Raw genomic sequence first — 17,848 nt, forward strand, 5'->3', positions numbered from 1 at the left:
CGTAGGCATCAGAAGAACCTATTCTCATCATACCTTCACCTCACTCCATTTGATATTTCACCCAGGTGAAGCAGTTATTCCACTTGGGTGAAAGCGGCTGTTCACCTAAGCGAAGCTGCCTCTTCACCTTAGTGAAGCAATGAACGCACCCGAACAAAAATACGCCTTATGACGCTCCCCTGCAATGGAACAACCGTAGCTATGACACAGGAATCAGAACAACCGATATCCGTCAAACCAAATTTGGCAGCGGAGAATGGCAAACCATTTCGGGGGGATTTAGAATGTATTTTCACGGTACATTACTGATTTACAGCAAAATACCGTGAAAAATCCAAGATGACAATATACGTATAATCAAAAAAACTCCCTTGGTACAACCAAGGGAGACAGGTATACATTTCCTTTAAAAGTTCCGGATGCAATTGGGATTATAAAGCAGCCCTTCGGCTGCTTTATGTTTCTCTATCCTCTGTGTTAGCATTTAAAGGAATGATTCATCTTTTACTTATTACTTGCCTTAACAAACTTATAAAGCACGAAAGTCTTGGGCGCCATCTCTACATTCAGTACATTACCCTCAATCGTAACATCACTTTCTTTCGGAGTAATGACATTCGGATGCTCTACCGTGTTATCTTTATCCAAATCGGCAGACTGGAGCGTGATGCATTTACCTTCCACAAGTTTATCACTCTTCTTCAATCCGTTGAAAGTCACTGATACCGGTTGTGCCTTATCCGAAGTATTGGCAATTTTCACGATACAAGCCTTTTCATCCTTATCCCATACGGCACTGGCAAACAGACCATCCTGTCCTTCCTGACCGCTCACAGCTTTTTTATCCATTGTCAACGGCAATACATGCGTGCCTTTATTATGACTGTACAACTGTTGTACATAGTAACTGCAAGTACGGACGGAATTCAGATTATCAAACCAAATCAAATCCGGACGCCACTGCCACCCTTCCACATGAGCAAACAAAGGCGCATAAGTAGCCATGTGTACCACATCGGCATTGCGTTCCAGTCCGGTCATGAACGCAGCTTCCATTAAAGCAGCATTAAAATGGTTCCATTTCTTGCCTTTTCCATGACAAGCATATTCTCCGGCAAAGACCTTCGGACCTTTGCGGTCGTAATTATCATAACGGTTACCTTGTGCCAGGAACCAGCTTTCGGGACGATAGAAATGCTCATCCACCAAATCCACTTTCAGATTTTTCATTTCCGGCCATAAGTAATCAAAGTCTTTACCTTCAGACTGAGGTCCCGAACTGCCGACAATCTTGATTTCGGGATGCGCCTTACGAAGCACCTCGACAAACTGTTTCAGACGTTCCGGATATTCCGGTCCCCATTGTTCGTTACCAATACCCAAGAACTTCAAGTTGAAGGGAGCAGGGTGTCCCATATCCGCACGAACTTTTCCCCAAGTAGTCGTAACATCACCATTGGCAAATTCAATCAGATCCAATGCATCCTGTATATACGAATCAAGTTTGGACAAGCTGACCTGCTGGTCGGGGTCATTCTGATACTGGCATACCAGCCCGCAGTTCAGAATAGGCAACGGTTCGGCGCCTATATCCTCCGACAACTGGAAATACTCAAAGAAGCCCAGTCCGTAAGTCTGGAAATAATCGGGGAAGAAACGATGCTTGAACGTATAATGCCAGCGGTTTTCATTCAACGGACGATTCTCTACCGCACCTACTGTTTTTTTCCATTCGTAACGGGTAGCCTCATCCGTACCTTCCACAATACAGCCACCGGGAAAACGGAAAACACCGGGTTTGATATCATATAAAGCCTGCACCAAGTCCTTGCGAAGACCGTTCTTACGCTCTTTCCAAGTATCCACAGGGAAAAGAGAAACATGTTCCAGATCCACCGTTCCCGCACTTTCAAGGAAAATACGGAGATGAGCCTTGGGTTCCGTTCTCGGCGATTTCAATATCACCTCATATTGTTTCCAATCCTTCGAGTTCACTGTCAGTTCTTTTGACTCAAAAGCCTGACGTTCCTCCATCGTATCATTCTTGATCAATTCAATGCGAAGTTTCTGGTTCTCACCACGTGCCCATACGGAAAAACGGTACTCGGCTCCTTCCTTGACACCTATACCGAAGAAACCTTCGTTTTCAATCCCTGTATGTTTTTCCCTGTGCCCGGAATTACCCAGACGGACATAATGCGGATTTCGTTCAAACGGCCCGTCATCCATCAAGGTCACGTTACCGAAAACATTCCACCCCATAAAACGTTGCGGGAATTCGAATGAACGGTTCTTTACCAGTTCGGCATACAATCCTCCGTCGGCTCCATAATTAATGTCCTCAAAAAACAAACCATACATGGTTGGTTGTATTTCCGCACCAAGTTTATTGGTCTGCACGACCATGTTGTGCGCATTCTGTGCATGTAGCGCTACTCCGGCAGCAAATACCCATGCCGTGAATAGAGTTCGGTGTAATTTCATGATAGTAATATTATTAATTTTTATTAGTTAATTCTCTTTCCCCATACAGAATGCCCTTGAGCATCCAGACCAGTAAAGAGAATGGTTTCTGTCTCATTTTCCCAATCGTGTCCGGCAAAGATAATCAAATTGTTAATATCTTCTGTCGCTGTTTTTATAGTAAGAAGCTGTTTTTTAGCATTAAACCCCCATACTGCATCTCCCGCACTGCCATCTGCTTCCAAAACGACACGGGCAGATAATGCCTGCTCACCATTCCGCAAGTCTCCTTCGCCCCACAATATCTGACCGGCCTCCAAGCTACGTTCCAAAGGTGGTTCCTGAATGCGGATAATTTCCCACTCACCTACCAAATCTTCTTTAGTGAAAGAGCGCGGAGCAGTACCCGCATAGCGTTCGGGAGAAACCACGGGCCATCCATTCACAGTAAAGAACACTTCACGCACATGCAGATCCATCAAATGGTTCTGAGGAGAGAGACGTCCCTGGTGAGCCATAAAATAACGGCCGTCACCGGCATCAATAAGACCGCAATGAGCCGTTCCCGCCCATCCCGGATGATTTTCGAAGCGATAAGGAGCTGTCAATATGGGAACATTATTCGTTGTATCTTTTATATCCTCTCCATAGAAATCCACAAAAGGTCCTTCGGGAGAATCGGAATAAGCGACACGTACATTATAGGTAGTCATCAACGGATCGTAGGATGTAAACAGATAATATTTGCCAAGTTCCGGCTGATACATGATTTCCGGCGCTTCCAAGTTGTCTTTCCGGTAATTGGCCCGGCGTGCTATCAAGTGCCCATGATCCTCCGACTGCTTAGTCATTCCTGTTTCGGGATTCAGTTCCACACAGTACAGACCGCCGAAATAAGAGCCATAATGCATCCACCACTTTCCGGTTTCCGGGTCCTCAATAACAGAAGGATCTATGGCATTCATCGCATCCCCTTCCCCTGTCTTGACCACACACCCTTTCTGTATCCAGGGACCTTCGGGAGAATCCGACTCGGCCATACCGATATAGGATGTATTCCTGCCGAATGCCGATACACAATAATACAAACGATAAATACCCTGATAAGGCATCAGGAAGGGAGCCCAAATGTTAGTCGCCCCTTTTCCCTCCGCCTGACTATGGACCCATTCTATAGCCGGAGCAGGTATTTCGGGAAAGGCCCATCCCACAAAATCCCAATGTACCAGATCTTTTGATTTGCGTACCTGGATAAAACCTAACGGTACATTCTTCTCTTCCGCCTCTTTCCGGTTCTCGGCAAAGATAGCATCAGTGGAATACATATAATAGGTATCCCCTATTTTTTTACAGGCCGGATCGTGTACATTATACGTTCCCCACTGCTTGTAATTTTCCATAGACGAAAGGGCGGTATAATCATCCACCCAAGGATTCGGTGAAGGAACAGGCACGAAAGCCGTAGGTGCATTGCATGATACCAATGCCCCTACGACCAACAGGCCTAAACCAACCAACCTATTTATTATTAACCTCTTCATGTCCATGAATAATCTTTGAGGAAAAAATTGCTGTTCCATAGTATTTTGTTTATTATATGACCATTTGCTAATGTACTAATTTGTCAATGGCCATGTGGCATATAGCGCAGCCAATCGGCACATTGACACATTGACTAATTATTATTAATGCAAATATAGCTGCAACCAAAAGCTCGCCAGGTGGACAATATCGCTTAAAGGGTGGACATTTGTACAGCAGAGGGATAAAAATGATTTGTTTGTTTTTAAGGAAAAACGAAAAGGTATATCTTTGTTTCCATAATGGTATATTCTTACGTCATTAATGAACTACACACTATGAAAAGACATTCTTTGCTATTTGCTCTGTTCATCTTTCTGTCGAGCCTGTCTATACAAGCTGAAGGGACCGCCGGAAAATGGTCCGAACGCTATAACGTCACCGCTATTACGATGGATGAAGGACTTCCTCACAACTTCGTGGACGATATATTGAAAGACAGCCAGGGCTTTTTATGGATTGCCACCCGTGGGGAAGGAATCGCCCGTTATGACGGTTATGAATTTACCGCCTTCAATATGGGAAGCACCCACACCAAACTACGAAGCAACTTCATAAACAAACTGTGTGAGGATAACTTCAAGCGTATTTGGGCTGTCAGTGAAATGGGTATTGACATATTGGATATACAAACCATGCAGACTGTACAAGTCGCTGATACGAAAGACAAACTTATTTCACTGTGCAACCGCCCCTCCCATCTCATTCTCCATAGCAAAGCGGGAAATATTTGGGTTTGTTCGGAAAACAATTTATTCAAAATTACCTTTGGCAAACAAGGAAATATAAGACAGATCATTAAAATATGCGAAGTGCCGGCAGGAGAATCCATCCGGACTATTTGTGAGGTGGAAGACTATCTTTGGATAAACTACAAAGACGGTATCTACCGCATCAAAGAATCGGCTATGGAAGTACAGGAACCCACATTCATTTCATCTGCCCTGCAATTACCCGGTGTGTCCATACAAGTAATCTGCCGGAAAGAAAATGAAATTTGGATTGGCAGCGCACAAGGCCTTTTCCGATACAATATGGATACGGAACTGATGAAGCATTATATGTACGATCCGAATGACAACAACTCGCTTTCCCAAAACTTTATCACAGACATAGCAGAAACAGGAGAACATACCATGCTGGTTGCCACCCTAAAAGGTATAAACCTTTATAATGCGTTGACAGACAATTTTGAGCGGATAAATAAAGATACCGGAGAAGGAGAAATTGTACAAAACACATTGAACTGTGACTTCGTAAACTGTCTGCTGACCGATGGTGACATTATCTGGGTAGGAACCGAAGTGGGAGGGCTGAACAAGATGAGCCGCCGGATGCTGTTGGTACAAAACTATTATCATATTCCCACCATTCCCGGAAGTCTTTCCCAAAATCCCGTCAATGCCATTTATGAAGACCCGTCGGGTGTTTTATGGGTAGGAACCGTAGAAGGAGGTTTAAACCGGCGGGCTCCCGGCAGCAACACTTTTGAACACTATACCACTGATGCACCCGCCCACCTAAGCCATAATACCGTCAGTTGTTTTACCAGCGATAACGATGGAAGGCTCTGGATAGGAACCTGGGGAGGAGGCATAGGATGGATAGACATGAAAAATCCGCAGAACAAACAATTCCACCACATAGAAATACCCGAATACGGAGACTTCTCATGGGGATGGGCCGGAAGTATCTGCTATGACCACTTGAATAATGCCATCTGGGTGGGAACCAGTACCAATATCTATGTTTACGACTTGAAAACACAAACGCTCACCGAACCATTCAAGGGTATGAACCTAGGTGGAATTGAAGGCTGTACAGGATACTATATAGATAAGGATAACCACCTGTGGCTGGGACTTACAGAAGGACTTTGCCGAATAGATCTAAGCAGTTTGAAAGCCCCCAGACTGATTTATCAACTCTGGAGGATCAAGCTGGACGAACCGGAATCAAAGTTGAAGGAAAGGGTAACCTACATCACCCAGTCTAAAGACGGAACCCTATGGATAGGCAGCAACGGATATGGTTTCTACAAATCCTCACCAACAGAAAACGGAGAATATACCTTCCGCTCCTTCACCACCGAAGACGGACTGATAAACAACAGTGTCCGCTGCATATCGGAAGATAAAGAAGGGTATCTTTGGATTACCACCACCAACGGACTCTCCCGCTTCAATCCTAACAACAACAGCTTCTTCAACTATACCCGGAAAGACGGACTATTATCCAACCAGTTCTATTGGAACGCAATATGCCGTGCCGCCAATGGAGATTTGTATGTAGGAAGTACTAAAGGGCTGTCTGTAGTCAAACCGGTCATAGACACAAATCCCAAGGAGGCTGTTCCTCTGGCATTCACCCATGTTCGTGTGGCCAATGAAGAACGATTGTACACAAACGGCACCCTACAGTTACACGAACGCGACAAATCTCTCTATATTGAATTTGCCGCACTGGATTATGATGCATCGACATTCGCCAATTATTATTACCGCTTGAAAGGATTTGACGACAAATGGATAAAAGTGCCGGCCAACAGGCGACAAGCCGCCTATACCAACCTGCGTCCCGGCAACTATACTTTCGAACTGCGTTATGCCCCCGACGACAAACAATGGCTGGAAGAAATGGCAGAACTCCACATTGCCGTATCACCTTATTTCTATAAAACCATCTGGTTCATTCTGTCCATATTGGTTCTTCTATCTTTCCTTATATATAAGGTATTATCATGGAGGCTTCGTTCGTTAAAAGAACAACAAGAAATGCTCCACATCAAAGTAGAGGAACGTACCCGTGAACTGGAAGAACAAAAAAAACTGCTTTCCACTCAGGCAAGCGAGCTCTATCGTCAAAACCAACTATTGAAACAGCAAAACGAAAAGATAACCAAACAAAAAGGGCAACTGATACAAATGTCAAAGAAAGTACAGGAATTGACGGTTGACAAACTCGCCTTCTTCACCAATATCACCCATGAATTCCGTACTCCGTTGACATTAATCGTAGGACCTATAGAAAGGGCATTGAAACTAAGCTACAATCCTCAAGTCATTGAACAATTACATTTTGTGGAGCGCAACTCAAAATATCTGCTCTCACTGGTCAACCAATTAATGGACTTCCGCAAAGTAGAATCAGGGAAAATGGAAATTGTCCGCAACCCGGGCAACTTTGCCAAGTTACTCAATGAACTGCTGGTTCCCTTCGACGCATATGCATCCGAAAGAGGAATAACCATCGAACGTCGTTTCCGCCTTCCTTCATGTGAAATCATGTACGATGAGGATGCCATGCATAAAGTGATTGTCAATTTGATAGGAAATGCTTTGAAATTTACCCCCAAAGGAGGACAAATTACCATCTATGCCACCCCCTTCCGCCAGGAAGAGCAGGAAAAGTTGTTCATCTGTATCCGGGATACGGGGCCAGGACTGCCCGAAGAAGAGATAGACAAAGTATTCAACCGCTTCTACCAATCACAAAACAAGACGCATTCCTCTATCAACGGACAAAGCGGGACCGGAATCGGCCTCTATCTATGCAAACGAATTGTCCAGTTGCATGGAGGTTCAATTTGTGCCAAGAATAATCAGAGCAAAGGATGTTCTTTCCGTATTTTACTTCCTTTGCAATATGCCGATGCAGACAGTCTGCCCGCACCAACAGAGCAAGTTAAAGAACCGGTAGAATCTCCGCTGGCCTTGCAACCTGCCACCAATGGAAAACTGACGATTCTGGTAGTAGAAGACAACAAAGATATGCGCGCCTATATCCGTTCCATTCTGGCCGAATATTATAACGTGCTCGAAGCATCCCAAGGTGAAGAAGCATTGACTGTGCTCCAATCCCAGAACGTGGATTTCATAGTCAGTGACTTGATGATGCCTGTCATGGATGGTATGGAACTGTCCCGCCGGGTAAAATCCAATTTCGCCATCTCACATATCCCCTTCCTGATGCTCACAGCCAAAACATCCAACGAATCGCGCATCGAAAGCTTCCGTATAGGTGTAGACGAATACCTGCTGAAACCATTTGATGATACTTTGCTGCTGGCCCGGATATCCAATATACTGGAAAACCGCAAACGTTTCCAACAAAAGTTCTCATACAGTATGGATGTGGATGCACTGAATATCGAAAAAGAATCCAGTGACAAGAAATTCCTGGACAAGGCGATGCAGATTGTGAAAGAAAACTATAAGAACTCCTATTACGAAATAAGCGATTTCATCGAAGCAATGGGGGTAAGCAAAAGTTTGATGAACAAAAAAATGCAAAATCTGACGGGACAGTCTGCCGGACAATTCATGCGTAACTACCGGCTGAATCTTGCGCGGGAACTTATTATCCGTAACCGGCTGACGCACAATATGAACATATCCGAAATAGCATACGAAGTGGGATTCAATGACCCCAAATACTTCACACGCTGCTTTACAAAACATTTCGGAACAACACCCAGTTCGATGATGGAGAATGGAACCGACTGACTTATTCCAGAGCGTAAAATGAACGGATTGTATACCATAAATGCTCCGTTTTTCTACGCTCTCACCTCGCTAAATAAATTATCTTTGCTCTACATTATAATAGCATATTTAATACCCATGAAAAAACAATTTATGACTTGGCTGCTTGCCATCACTACAATGTCAGCTTTTGCCCAACAAGCTACAGTTACAGGACCCGATTCCTTTTTGAAAGTAAATGTATCCGTAAAACAGGGTATCCCCGTTTATTCCGTTACCTATAAGGACAAGACCATCCTGGAAGATTCACCTTTAGGTTTCATTGCCAATGTGGGGGACTTCAGCCGAGATATGACTTTCACCGGACAAAAAGAGAATAAAATAGATAAGACCTATACACAAGACCGTATCAAACAATCACAAATTCATTATCAAGCCAATGAACTTACATGCACCTTTACCAATAAAGAAAAGAAAAATATAAATATAATATTCCGCGTAAGCAACAACGATATTGCTTTCCGCTACGAAATGCCCAAATATGGCGATACGGGAAGCATCGTGATAGAAAAAGAAACTACCGGTTTTGACTTCCCCTCCTTCACCACTACTTTCCTGTGCCCGCAAAGTGACGCCATGATAGGTTGGAAACGTACCAAGCCCAGCTATGAGGAAGAATATAAGGCTGACGCTCCTATGAATGTACGTTCACAATATGGGCACGGTTACACATTTCCTTGTCTGTTCCATGTAGGAGAAAATGGCTGGGCACTTATCAGTGAAACCGGAGTAGACAGCAAATACTGTGGTTCACACCTGAGCGATGCCACCGCCGACGGACTTTATACCCTCGCTTTCCCCATGCCCGAAGAAAACAACGGTAACGGTACGGCATCTCCCGGTCTTGCATTGCCCGGTTCCACTCCTTGGCGTACTATTACTGTAGGCGAAAACCTGAAGCCCATTGTAGAAACAACGATTCCATGGGATGTCGTGGAACCTCTTTACCCAACGGAGCATACATACCAAATGGGACGCGGAACCTGGAGTTGGATACTTTGGCAAGATGGCAGCATCAATTTCGACGATCAGAAAAAATATGTAGATCTTGCTGCCGCCATGGGATATGAATATGTATTGATAGACAACTGGTGGGATACCAACATCGGCCGTGAACGTATGAAAGACTTCATAGACTATGCACACAGTAAAAATGTAGATGTATTTTTATGGTATAGTTCCAGCGGCTACTGGAATGATATAGTGCAAGGTCCTACCAATTACATGGACAATCCCATTATCCGTAAAAAGGAAATGAAATGGCTGCATAATATAGGAGTAAAAGGAATCAAAGTAGACTTCTTCGGAGGTGACAAGCAGGAAACCATGCGTCTGTACGAAGCCATCCTGAGCGATGCGGATGATAATGGACTGATGGTCATTTTCCACGGCTGTACCCTTCCTCGGGGATGGGAGCGTATGTATCCTAATTATGTAGGAAGCGAAGCCGTGCTCGCATCGGAAAACCTGATTTTCCAACAACATTTTTGCGATGAAGAAGCGTTTAATGCCTGTCTGCATCCATTTATCCGCAACACCATCGGTTGCATGGAGTTTGGTGGCACATTCCTCAACAAACGCCTCAACCGCAACAATGACGGCGGAAACATACGCAAGACCACTGATGTATTCCAACTGGCAACAGCCGTTTTATTCCAAAATCCTATTCAGAATTTTGCGTTGGCGCCTAATAACCTGACCGATGCCCCCCAAGTTTGTTTGGATTTCATGAAGCAAGTTCCCACCACATGGGACGAAACAAGATTCATTGACGGCTATCCGGGCAAATACGTAGTACTGGCACGTCGGCATGCCGATAAATGGTACATAGCCGGAATCAATGCACAAAAAGAACCGCTGAAATTAAAGTTGAACCTTCCCATGTGTACTAAAGGAGATAAAGTGATGCTTTATCAGGACGATAAAAAACTAAATCCTCACGCTGAAGAGATAACATTAAAAAAGAATGATGAAGTCAGCATTACGATGCAGGCGGAAGGAGGATTTTTACTTGTGAAATAATTCCTTTCAGAGAATTTTATTTGTATTTTATCCCTTATGTAGCCGGACAGTCCTTCACCAGGTTGTCCGGCTACATGACTTTATATAAAAAAAGCCTTCTCCTAAGCCTATCTCACCACCCCCAAAAGACGCAAACTATAAGCGGAATAAATACATTTTTTCCATTATCCATTCGTCCACCCTATAAAACCGTTTGTCCACCCCTGTTTACGGTGTAAATTATACTTTTGTCATGCAATCGGTGCTCAATCTTTCGGAAGAGAACCCTGCTTTTAAAGTCTAATCCTAATCTTAAATATTATGAAGAATAGCTCCAGCATATTTATAAACTCTGTGGTTTGTCTACCTAGAGTATTCAACATTGGATTGTACAATAATCCAACATCTCAATTCAATACATCAGCAACAATTTAATCTACTAATTTAATACTTAAAAAAATGAGGAAACATTTATTATTTTCCGTAATGCTTAGTCTGTGTGCTATGGGTGGCATGATGGTGTATCCCACACCTGCTATAGCTACCGTGGCACAATCTCCGGCTATCAAGGTTCGCGGTCAAGTTATCGATGAACAAGGTGAGCCCTTGACTGGAGCTACTGTCAGAATTAAAGGAGGACAAGGTGGAACCATTACCGATGTGGACGGAAACTTCCAACTGGAGGTTGCCGGAAACGCTATCCTTTCGATAAGCTATGTAGGCTACAAGGAACGCGAAGTAGCTGTTCGTAACCGCGCTATCATTGAAGCCATCCAATTGCAACCCGACAACCAGATGCTGGAACAAGTTGTTGTCATAGGTTATGGCACACAAAAGAAATCCGATTTGACCGGTTCTGTAGCTGTAGTAGACACGGAAGCCTTGAAACAGACATCCCATTCCAATATCTCCACCATGCTCGAAGGTAAAGTATCAGGCGTACAAGTCACTTCCGACGGGCAGCCCGGTGCCGACCCTACCGTCCGTATCCGTGGCGTCGGATCTTTTGGTGACACTTCTCCTCTTTATGTTATCGATGGTGTCCCCATGGGTACTTCCATCCGCGATTTCTCTTCAAACGATATTGAAACCATCCAAATTCTGAAGGATGCATCGGCTGCTGCCATTTACGGTTCGCGTGCAGCCAACGGTGTGGTCATCATCACTACCAAACGCGGTCAGAAAGACCAACCGCTGAAAGTAGACTACAATGGGTACGTAGGTATGGACTACATTCCCAGTAGTGTCTATGACGTAATGGATGCCGACCAATACAGCCAGTACATCGGTCAGGCATGCGCCAACTCCAACACTCCGCTGCCCGGCGGTTACAAGCTGGACAGTACCACCGGAAAATATCATTTCCAGGATAACACCAATACCAACTGGTTTAAAGAAGTGTTCAAAACAGGTATCCGTCAAAATCACAATGTGAACCTCTCCGGTGGCGGTGCCCACAATACTTATAACGTTTCATTAGATTACTACAACCAGAAAGGTACACTGGAAGGCGCCGGTCCCAACTACGAACGTTACACGGCGCGTGTCAACAACACGATGGACACCAAATTCATCAAGTTCCATACCAGCCTGGTTTACTCTCACTCCGATCAAGACAACATGGGTTTGTCAAACGCTTCCGAATACGTTCAAGGTCTGTATGGAGACGTAACCAACATACTGCGTGGTACTTTGCTGATGCAACCCACCATCAAAGCCTACGACAACTCTACTTGGGTACTTGACAATCTGGTAGGGATCGCCAATAACTTCAACTATGACTCTTATGGTTATGGTGTTTACTACGACACCGTACATGGTGACATTTCAGCTTCCAACCCCTTGCTGGTCAATAACCTGTTAAAGCGCAATACCCGTGTAGACCGCTTTGTAGGAACAGCCTCTGCCGATGTGGATCTCCTGAAAATGATCGGTATTGACAGCAAAAACCACAAGCTCAACTATAAAGTCAATCTCTCTTACAGCAAAACCCATTGCAAGGACTTCACCTGGATTCCTGCATGGGTACAGAGCAACCGTGTCTATCTGGCCAAAAGCAACGAACGTCTCACCAAAGCTACCCGCTCTTATGCCGATGCTTTGATTGAAAACGTGCTGACTTATGATGCCACCGTCGGCAAACACCATTTTAACCTGGTAGCCGGCCAGACTTACGAAGAAGAAAACACCGACTTGCTGACAGGCTGGGGCGTCAACTTCACCGAGCCTTACTTCCTGCAACTCCAGAATGCCGCCAACACTTACGCTGAAAGCTTCGAATACAAACACACCCTCCTATCCTACATCGGGCGTATCAACTACAACTACGACGAGCGTTATCTGTTCTCGGCAACCGTGCGCCGCGACGGCAGTTCCCGCTTGTCCCAAAATATCCGTTGGGGCACCTTCCCCTCTGTTTCTGTGGGATGGCGTTTCGACAAGGAGTCTTTCTTCCCCTTCAACAGAAACATTGTCAACATGTTCAAGGTACGTGCCAGCTATGGCGAGCTCGGTAACGAAAACATTGGTGAATACATGTATCAGGCTGTAATGGCACGTAATAACATGACTTATAGCTTTGGCAACACGCCCATCACCGGTTCTGCCATTTCCACTTTCGTAGACAACAACCTTTCTTGGGAAAAGAAGAAAAGCTACAACGTGGGTATCGACCTCGCCTTGTTCAACAACCGTCTGGAATTCACTGCCGAATGGTACAAGAACACCAGTGAAGACCTGCTTTATGCTGTTCCCGTTCCCGAACAAGCCGGTGTATCCAATACCACCGTAACAATGAACGCCGCTTCGATGAACAATTCAGGTTTCGAATTTGCAGCTACTTACCGCAACCGAGACCACGACTTCAAGTATGAAGTGTCGGCTAACTTAAGTACTGTCCGTAACCGCGTAACCTCATTGGGCTTCGGTACCGATTCATACATCTCCGGCGCCTACATCACCAACGTAGGTGAAGAGATCGGCAAATTCTACGGATGGGTTTATGATGGCATCGCCCGCACACAAGCTGACTTGGACAACCATGCCACACAAGAAGGCGCCCAAATTGGTGACTGCCTCTATAAGGACGTAAGCGGTCCCGACGGAAAGCCTGACGGAAAGGTAGATGCCAATGACCAGGTAGTATTGGGCAGCGGTATGCCTAAGATCAATTTTGGTTTGAACGCCCGCTTCGAATACAAACGTTTCGACCTGAGCATCGCTACGTTCGGTGCACTCAACTATCATGTTAGCGACGACATCCACAACTCTCTGAACTCTTGCTATGGCTGGGGCAACAAAGACGTAGCCATGCTCGACGCCAATCGCTTCAGCGAAGACGGCAGCACCTATCTTTCCAGCGTACCACGTACCTATGTCACCAACAGTGCCAGCCTGGCCTGGAACGATCTCTTCAGCGACCGCAAAATTCAGAACGCAGCTTATTGGAAAATTGCCAATATAGAACTGGGCTACAACTTCCCCAACGAATGGTTTGGCAAATACGTATCGGATGTACGTTTCTACGTGTCGGCACAGAACCTGCACACCTTTACCGGCTACAAAGGTTACAATGTGGACTATGCAGGAGGTACCTTCACACCGGGATATAACTTCTGTTCTTATCCTACCGCACGTACCTTCATGTGTGGCGTTCATTTCACTTTCTAATCACTAAAAACATAACAATATGAAACTCAATAAATATGCATTGGTTCTCTTTTTGGGATTAGGCACATTGACTTCTTGCAATGATAATTTGGAGCTGTTAAATCCCAACCAGCAAACCTCAAACACATTCGGTTTCAATGCCGATGATTTGGAAGAGAGCGTTATTGCCGCCTATAACCATATCCGTATGGAAGGTTCTTACGCCCGTGTAGGCTACACCATTGATGTGTGTCGTGGCGATGAAGCCTGGAATTCATCACAAGTATGGTATCTGCCTTTCGATGACCTGAATGCGGAAGTAACCTCGGACATCACGTGGTGGCCCTGGCGCGAATGGTACTACACCGTTAATGTATGTAATTTTGCCATTTCCCGTTGCGATGAAGACAACAGCCAGCTTTCCGAAAAAATGAAACGCATCAAAGGACAAGTGCTCTTCCTGCGCGGTCTGTCATACTACAATCTGGTTGGTTATTACCAGAACCCGCCCCTCATCACAGATTATGCCACCTACTCTTCATTGGATGGACTTTATACCGGCAACAGCACCTATGATGCCGTGCTGGACCAAGTGGAAAGTGATTTCAAAGAAGCCATGGAATTGTTACCCTCACGAGATCAAGGTGGCGAATGGGAAAAAGGACGTGCCACCTGTGGTGCCGCAGCCGGTTACTATGCCCGTGCGCTCATGGTACGCCATAAATTCAAAGACGCCCTTACTGTACTGAAAGACATTATCGGCAAAAAATATGGTACTTATGAACTGATGGATAACTATGGCGACAACTTTCGTGAAGGTCCTGCCTATGAGAACAACAAGGAAAGCCTTTTCGAAGTGCAATTCCTTGACTTAGAATCACAAGGAACCGACGACGAGTGGACTCCGGTGAACACCAGCCCGAATGCCACCCAAGGTTCGGCCATCGAGAGTAACTTCGCTCCCGGCAATTATGGCGGTTGGGCCGACATTTCGGCTTCCCCCTGGCTCTACCATCTCTTCAAAGCAGAACGTACTACTGACGGCAAACTCGACCCGCGTCTGTACTGGACCATCGGTACTTACGAATCCGATTGGGAAGACTTTGAATATGGCAATGTAGCTTATACGAGCAAACTTACAGCCACCGACAACATCGTAACCAACAACACATACGGTGGTCTACCCATCGCCAAGTTCACAAACCTCCGTACCGGACTCTATAGCACCGTTATTACAGGTTTACACGATGGAATCAACTTGCGTCTGATGCGCTACTCCGACGTGCTGCTCCGTGCTGCCGAATGTGAAAACGAAGTCAACGGCCCCACACAACAGGCCATCGACTGGATTAACGAAGTACGCAACCGCGCTGACTTGCCCGATCTGGAACTGGCTGACTTCCCTACAGCCGACAAACTCTTCGAGCAGATTGCCAATGTGGAGCGTCCGAAAGAATTTGGTTGTGAGTTCGGACGCGGATTCGATCTTATCCGCTGGGGATTCTTCTATAAGAATGATCGTTTGCAACAACTTAAGGAGCACAGTGTCGTACGCCGTTCTGTAACCGGAACCAAAGATCCTGTAGACTACAACGATATCGCAACCGACTCCGAACTAAAAAGTTCTTTTGACACCTACTTACCCGGGCACGAATTTCTGCCCATCGTACAACAGTTGTTGAACAAGAACCCTAACCTAAGTGGTAACTCTGCCAACTTTAGCACGGACAACTCTACTTATTTCAGTGAGAACGGATGGACTGTTCATCCGGTGGTTGACTTAAGCAAATAAACAAACCTATTAAAATGTAAGACAATGAGAATACTCAATAAATTAGTATACGCTTGCTGTTCCATCGCCTTCGGGTTGATGGCATTGCCAAGCTGCGAGGGTGGCGAGCTGTATGATGTTAACGCCCCTGACTGGATTTCCGAGAAAGTGGACTCCATAGCAAATTCAAAGAAAGATCCGGAAGAAGAAGTGCTGGAGGGCATGCAGGAAGATGTCTACTCCTTCGGTAATACGGACTACACCTCCGGTTTCTGGACAGCTTTCTCCAAGTATTACGTCGTGCCCGATGGTCAGAAGTGGCATGGAGTGTTCAACCTCAACATCAACCCTGCCGACAATACCTATTATAAAAACTTCGCCCTAGTCATTACCAATGACGCAGACCGCGGAGGTGAAGGATACACGGAATATGGCGCTTATCGTTTTGATACCACAAACGATACTTTGGCCTATAACTCCCAATGGGGTTCCCATCTCTTCTTCAAATACACCTCCAGCACACTGATGCTGTCACCCGTTGACAATCTGGACGAAACTGTACAGAAATTGGGCGGCAAAGTAACACTCACCGTAGACCGCACCAATGAAAATGCCTTCTCTATCAAAATCCAGAACGCCTCGGCAACCAAAACCTACAAACAGCCGTACAAGTTACCCAATCTGAATGCAGACGCGAGCAATACCAACATCCGCTGCTTCCTGGTACCCGAAGGCTCTTACATCAACTTCTTGCAATCGAACATCGTTCCTATCGGCGGCCTTACCTCTGCCGAAGACAAGAATCCGCTCTCGATGGTACTGCAAAATGTACCCGATCAGGTCAATGCCGGCACCTCACTCGAAGAAGCCGTAGCCGGGATTACTGCCATCGTCAGCTTCGAAGAAGGGGTGACTAAGACCGTAACCGCAGAAGAACTCCAGTTCACTGCCATCCCCAATATGAACGAACTGGGCACGAAGACACTGGTAGTCATCTACAACAAGACCTTCAAGGGCGAGAATTGCAACCAGCCGGTGGTGGCCAATGCTACGTTTGAAGTAGTGGAAAAAATTGTATCCATCCAAGTGACGGCTCAACCTGCGCACACGCAGTATTACTATTATACTTCGGCAGCAACGGAAACGATGACCGACCGTACGCTGGCATTCCTTCCCGAAGGATTGGAAGTAACGGCTACTTATGCCGACGGAAGCACAAGAGTAGTAGACAACGCCAAACTCCATTTCTCTGCCATTCCTGCCAAAGCCGGTACGCAGACCGTAACCATTACTGCCGACGAAGTTACCGCTACCGTAGAAGTCAAAGTTGCCGAATCTGTGGTTGCCGCTGTGAGCAACTCAGCCGGTATCATAGGAGCCGAAGACAATTCAACGGGTTGGTGGACTGTCTTTTCTGACAATTTCAACGTGCCGGCAGGTGAAACCAGATCCATCAGCTTCACCAATTACACCAGCCAAGCTAATAACTGGAGCAACTTCGCTATCGTTCTCCGCAAAGCCGATCTTGCCGAATATGCAGTGGTACGCGCCGACAACTATGGATGGGGTGCAGGATACGATGGAAATGCCAGCCTCGTTCACAACGGTACACAAGGCGACTGGGCTGCTTGGCTTGCCGATATGAACGGAGCCAAAGTCACCGTCTACGTGACCAATTGCGGCAATGGTACAGCCGACATTCAAGCAGTAATGAAAGGCACTTCAGGTACTTCCTATGCCCAATACTATTTAGGGATCAACAAATTGGATATGAACGACTTGAACTTCGCTTTAACGATTGAAGGCGGCCATCTCGTCTTCTAATCCGAATCAGTAATCA

Annotated in this window: 7 protein-coding genes; 5 read left to right on the plus strand and 2 right to left on the minus strand. The window is 45.7% G+C overall.

Annotated elements, in window-relative coordinates; all coding sequences use genetic code 11:
* Positions 1-504: 504 nt before the first annotated feature.
* Positions 505-2,484 carry an alpha-L-arabinofuranosidase C-terminal domain-containing protein gene (locus tag BVU_RS05075; RefSeq protein ID WP_005844374.1) on the minus strand — a complete coding sequence of 660 codons (1,980 nt, stop codon included), beginning with the start codon at positions 2,482-2,484 and terminating at the stop codon, positions 505-507.
* A gap of 23 nt (positions 2,485-2,507) precedes the next feature.
* Entirely contained in the window at positions 2,508-4,043 is a 1,536-nt protein-coding gene (locus BVU_RS05080) for an arabinan endo-1,5-alpha-L-arabinosidase (protein ID WP_008666664.1), read from the minus strand.
* Positions 4,044-4,322: 279 nt separating this feature from the next.
* Here BVU_RS05080 and BVU_RS05085 point away from each other — a divergent pair, with 279 nt between their 5' ends.
* The 5 genes from BVU_RS05085 (at position 4,323) to BVU_RS05105 (ending at position 17,832) form a co-directional block, all read left to right on the plus strand.
* Positions 4,323-8,549 (plus strand): two-component regulator propeller domain-containing protein, encoded by a 4,227-nt coding sequence (locus tag BVU_RS05085; protein ID WP_011964998.1) that lies wholly within the window; start codon positions 4,323-4,325, stop codon positions 8,547-8,549.
* Between the two features lie 132 nt (positions 8,550-8,681).
* A complete protein-coding gene (locus BVU_RS05090; RefSeq protein ID WP_041174518.1) occupies positions 8,682-10,610 on the plus strand; it encodes a glycoside hydrolase family 97 protein in 1,929 nt (642 codons plus the stop codon).
* A gap of 438 nt (positions 10,611-11,048) precedes the next feature.
* Entirely contained in the window at positions 11,049-14,258 is a 3,210-nt protein-coding gene (locus tag BVU_RS05095) for a SusC/RagA family TonB-linked outer membrane protein (RefSeq protein WP_005850211.1), read from the plus strand.
* A gap of 19 nt (positions 14,259-14,277) precedes the next feature.
* Positions 14,278-16,029: a RagB/SusD family nutrient uptake outer membrane protein gene (locus tag BVU_RS05100; protein ID WP_005844363.1), complete on the plus strand. Its 1,752-nt coding sequence runs from the start codon at positions 14,278-14,280 to the stop codon at positions 16,027-16,029.
* A gap of 24 nt (positions 16,030-16,053) precedes the next feature.
* A complete protein-coding gene (locus BVU_RS05105; protein WP_011965000.1) occupies positions 16,054-17,832 on the plus strand; it encodes a bacterial Ig-like domain-containing protein in 1,779 nt (592 codons plus the stop codon).
* Positions 17,833-17,848 lie beyond the last annotated feature (16 nt).

It is taken from the genome of Phocaeicola vulgatus ATCC 8482, assembly GCF_000012825.1.
Taxonomy (GTDB): Bacteria; Bacteroidota; Bacteroidia; order Bacteroidales; family Bacteroidaceae; genus Phocaeicola; species Phocaeicola vulgatus.

Excerpts from the sequence above, each read along its gene's own strand:
- BVU_RS05080 (WP_008666664.1), bottom strand. The coding sequence starts at position 4,043 with ATGGAACAGCAATTTTTTCCTCAAAGATTATTCATGGACATGAAGAGG.
- BVU_RS05090 (WP_041174518.1), top strand. The coding sequence starts at position 8,682 with ATGACTTGGCTGCTTGCCATCACTACAATGTCAGCTTTTGCCCAACAA.
- BVU_RS05085 (WP_011964998.1), top strand. The coding sequence starts at position 4,323 with ATGAAAAGACATTCTTTGCTATTTGCTCTGTTCATCTTTCTGTCGAGC.
- BVU_RS05075 (WP_005844374.1), bottom strand. The coding sequence starts at position 2,484 with ATGAAATTACACCGAACTCTATTCACGGCATGGGTATTTGCTGCCGGA.
- BVU_RS05095 (WP_005850211.1), top strand. The coding sequence starts at position 11,049 with ATGAGGAAACATTTATTATTTTCCGTAATGCTTAGTCTGTGTGCTATG.
- BVU_RS05100 (WP_005844363.1), top strand. The coding sequence starts at position 14,278 with ATGAAACTCAATAAATATGCATTGGTTCTCTTTTTGGGATTAGGCACA.
- BVU_RS05105 (WP_011965000.1), top strand. The coding sequence starts at position 16,054 with ATGAGAATACTCAATAAATTAGTATACGCTTGCTGTTCCATCGCCTTC.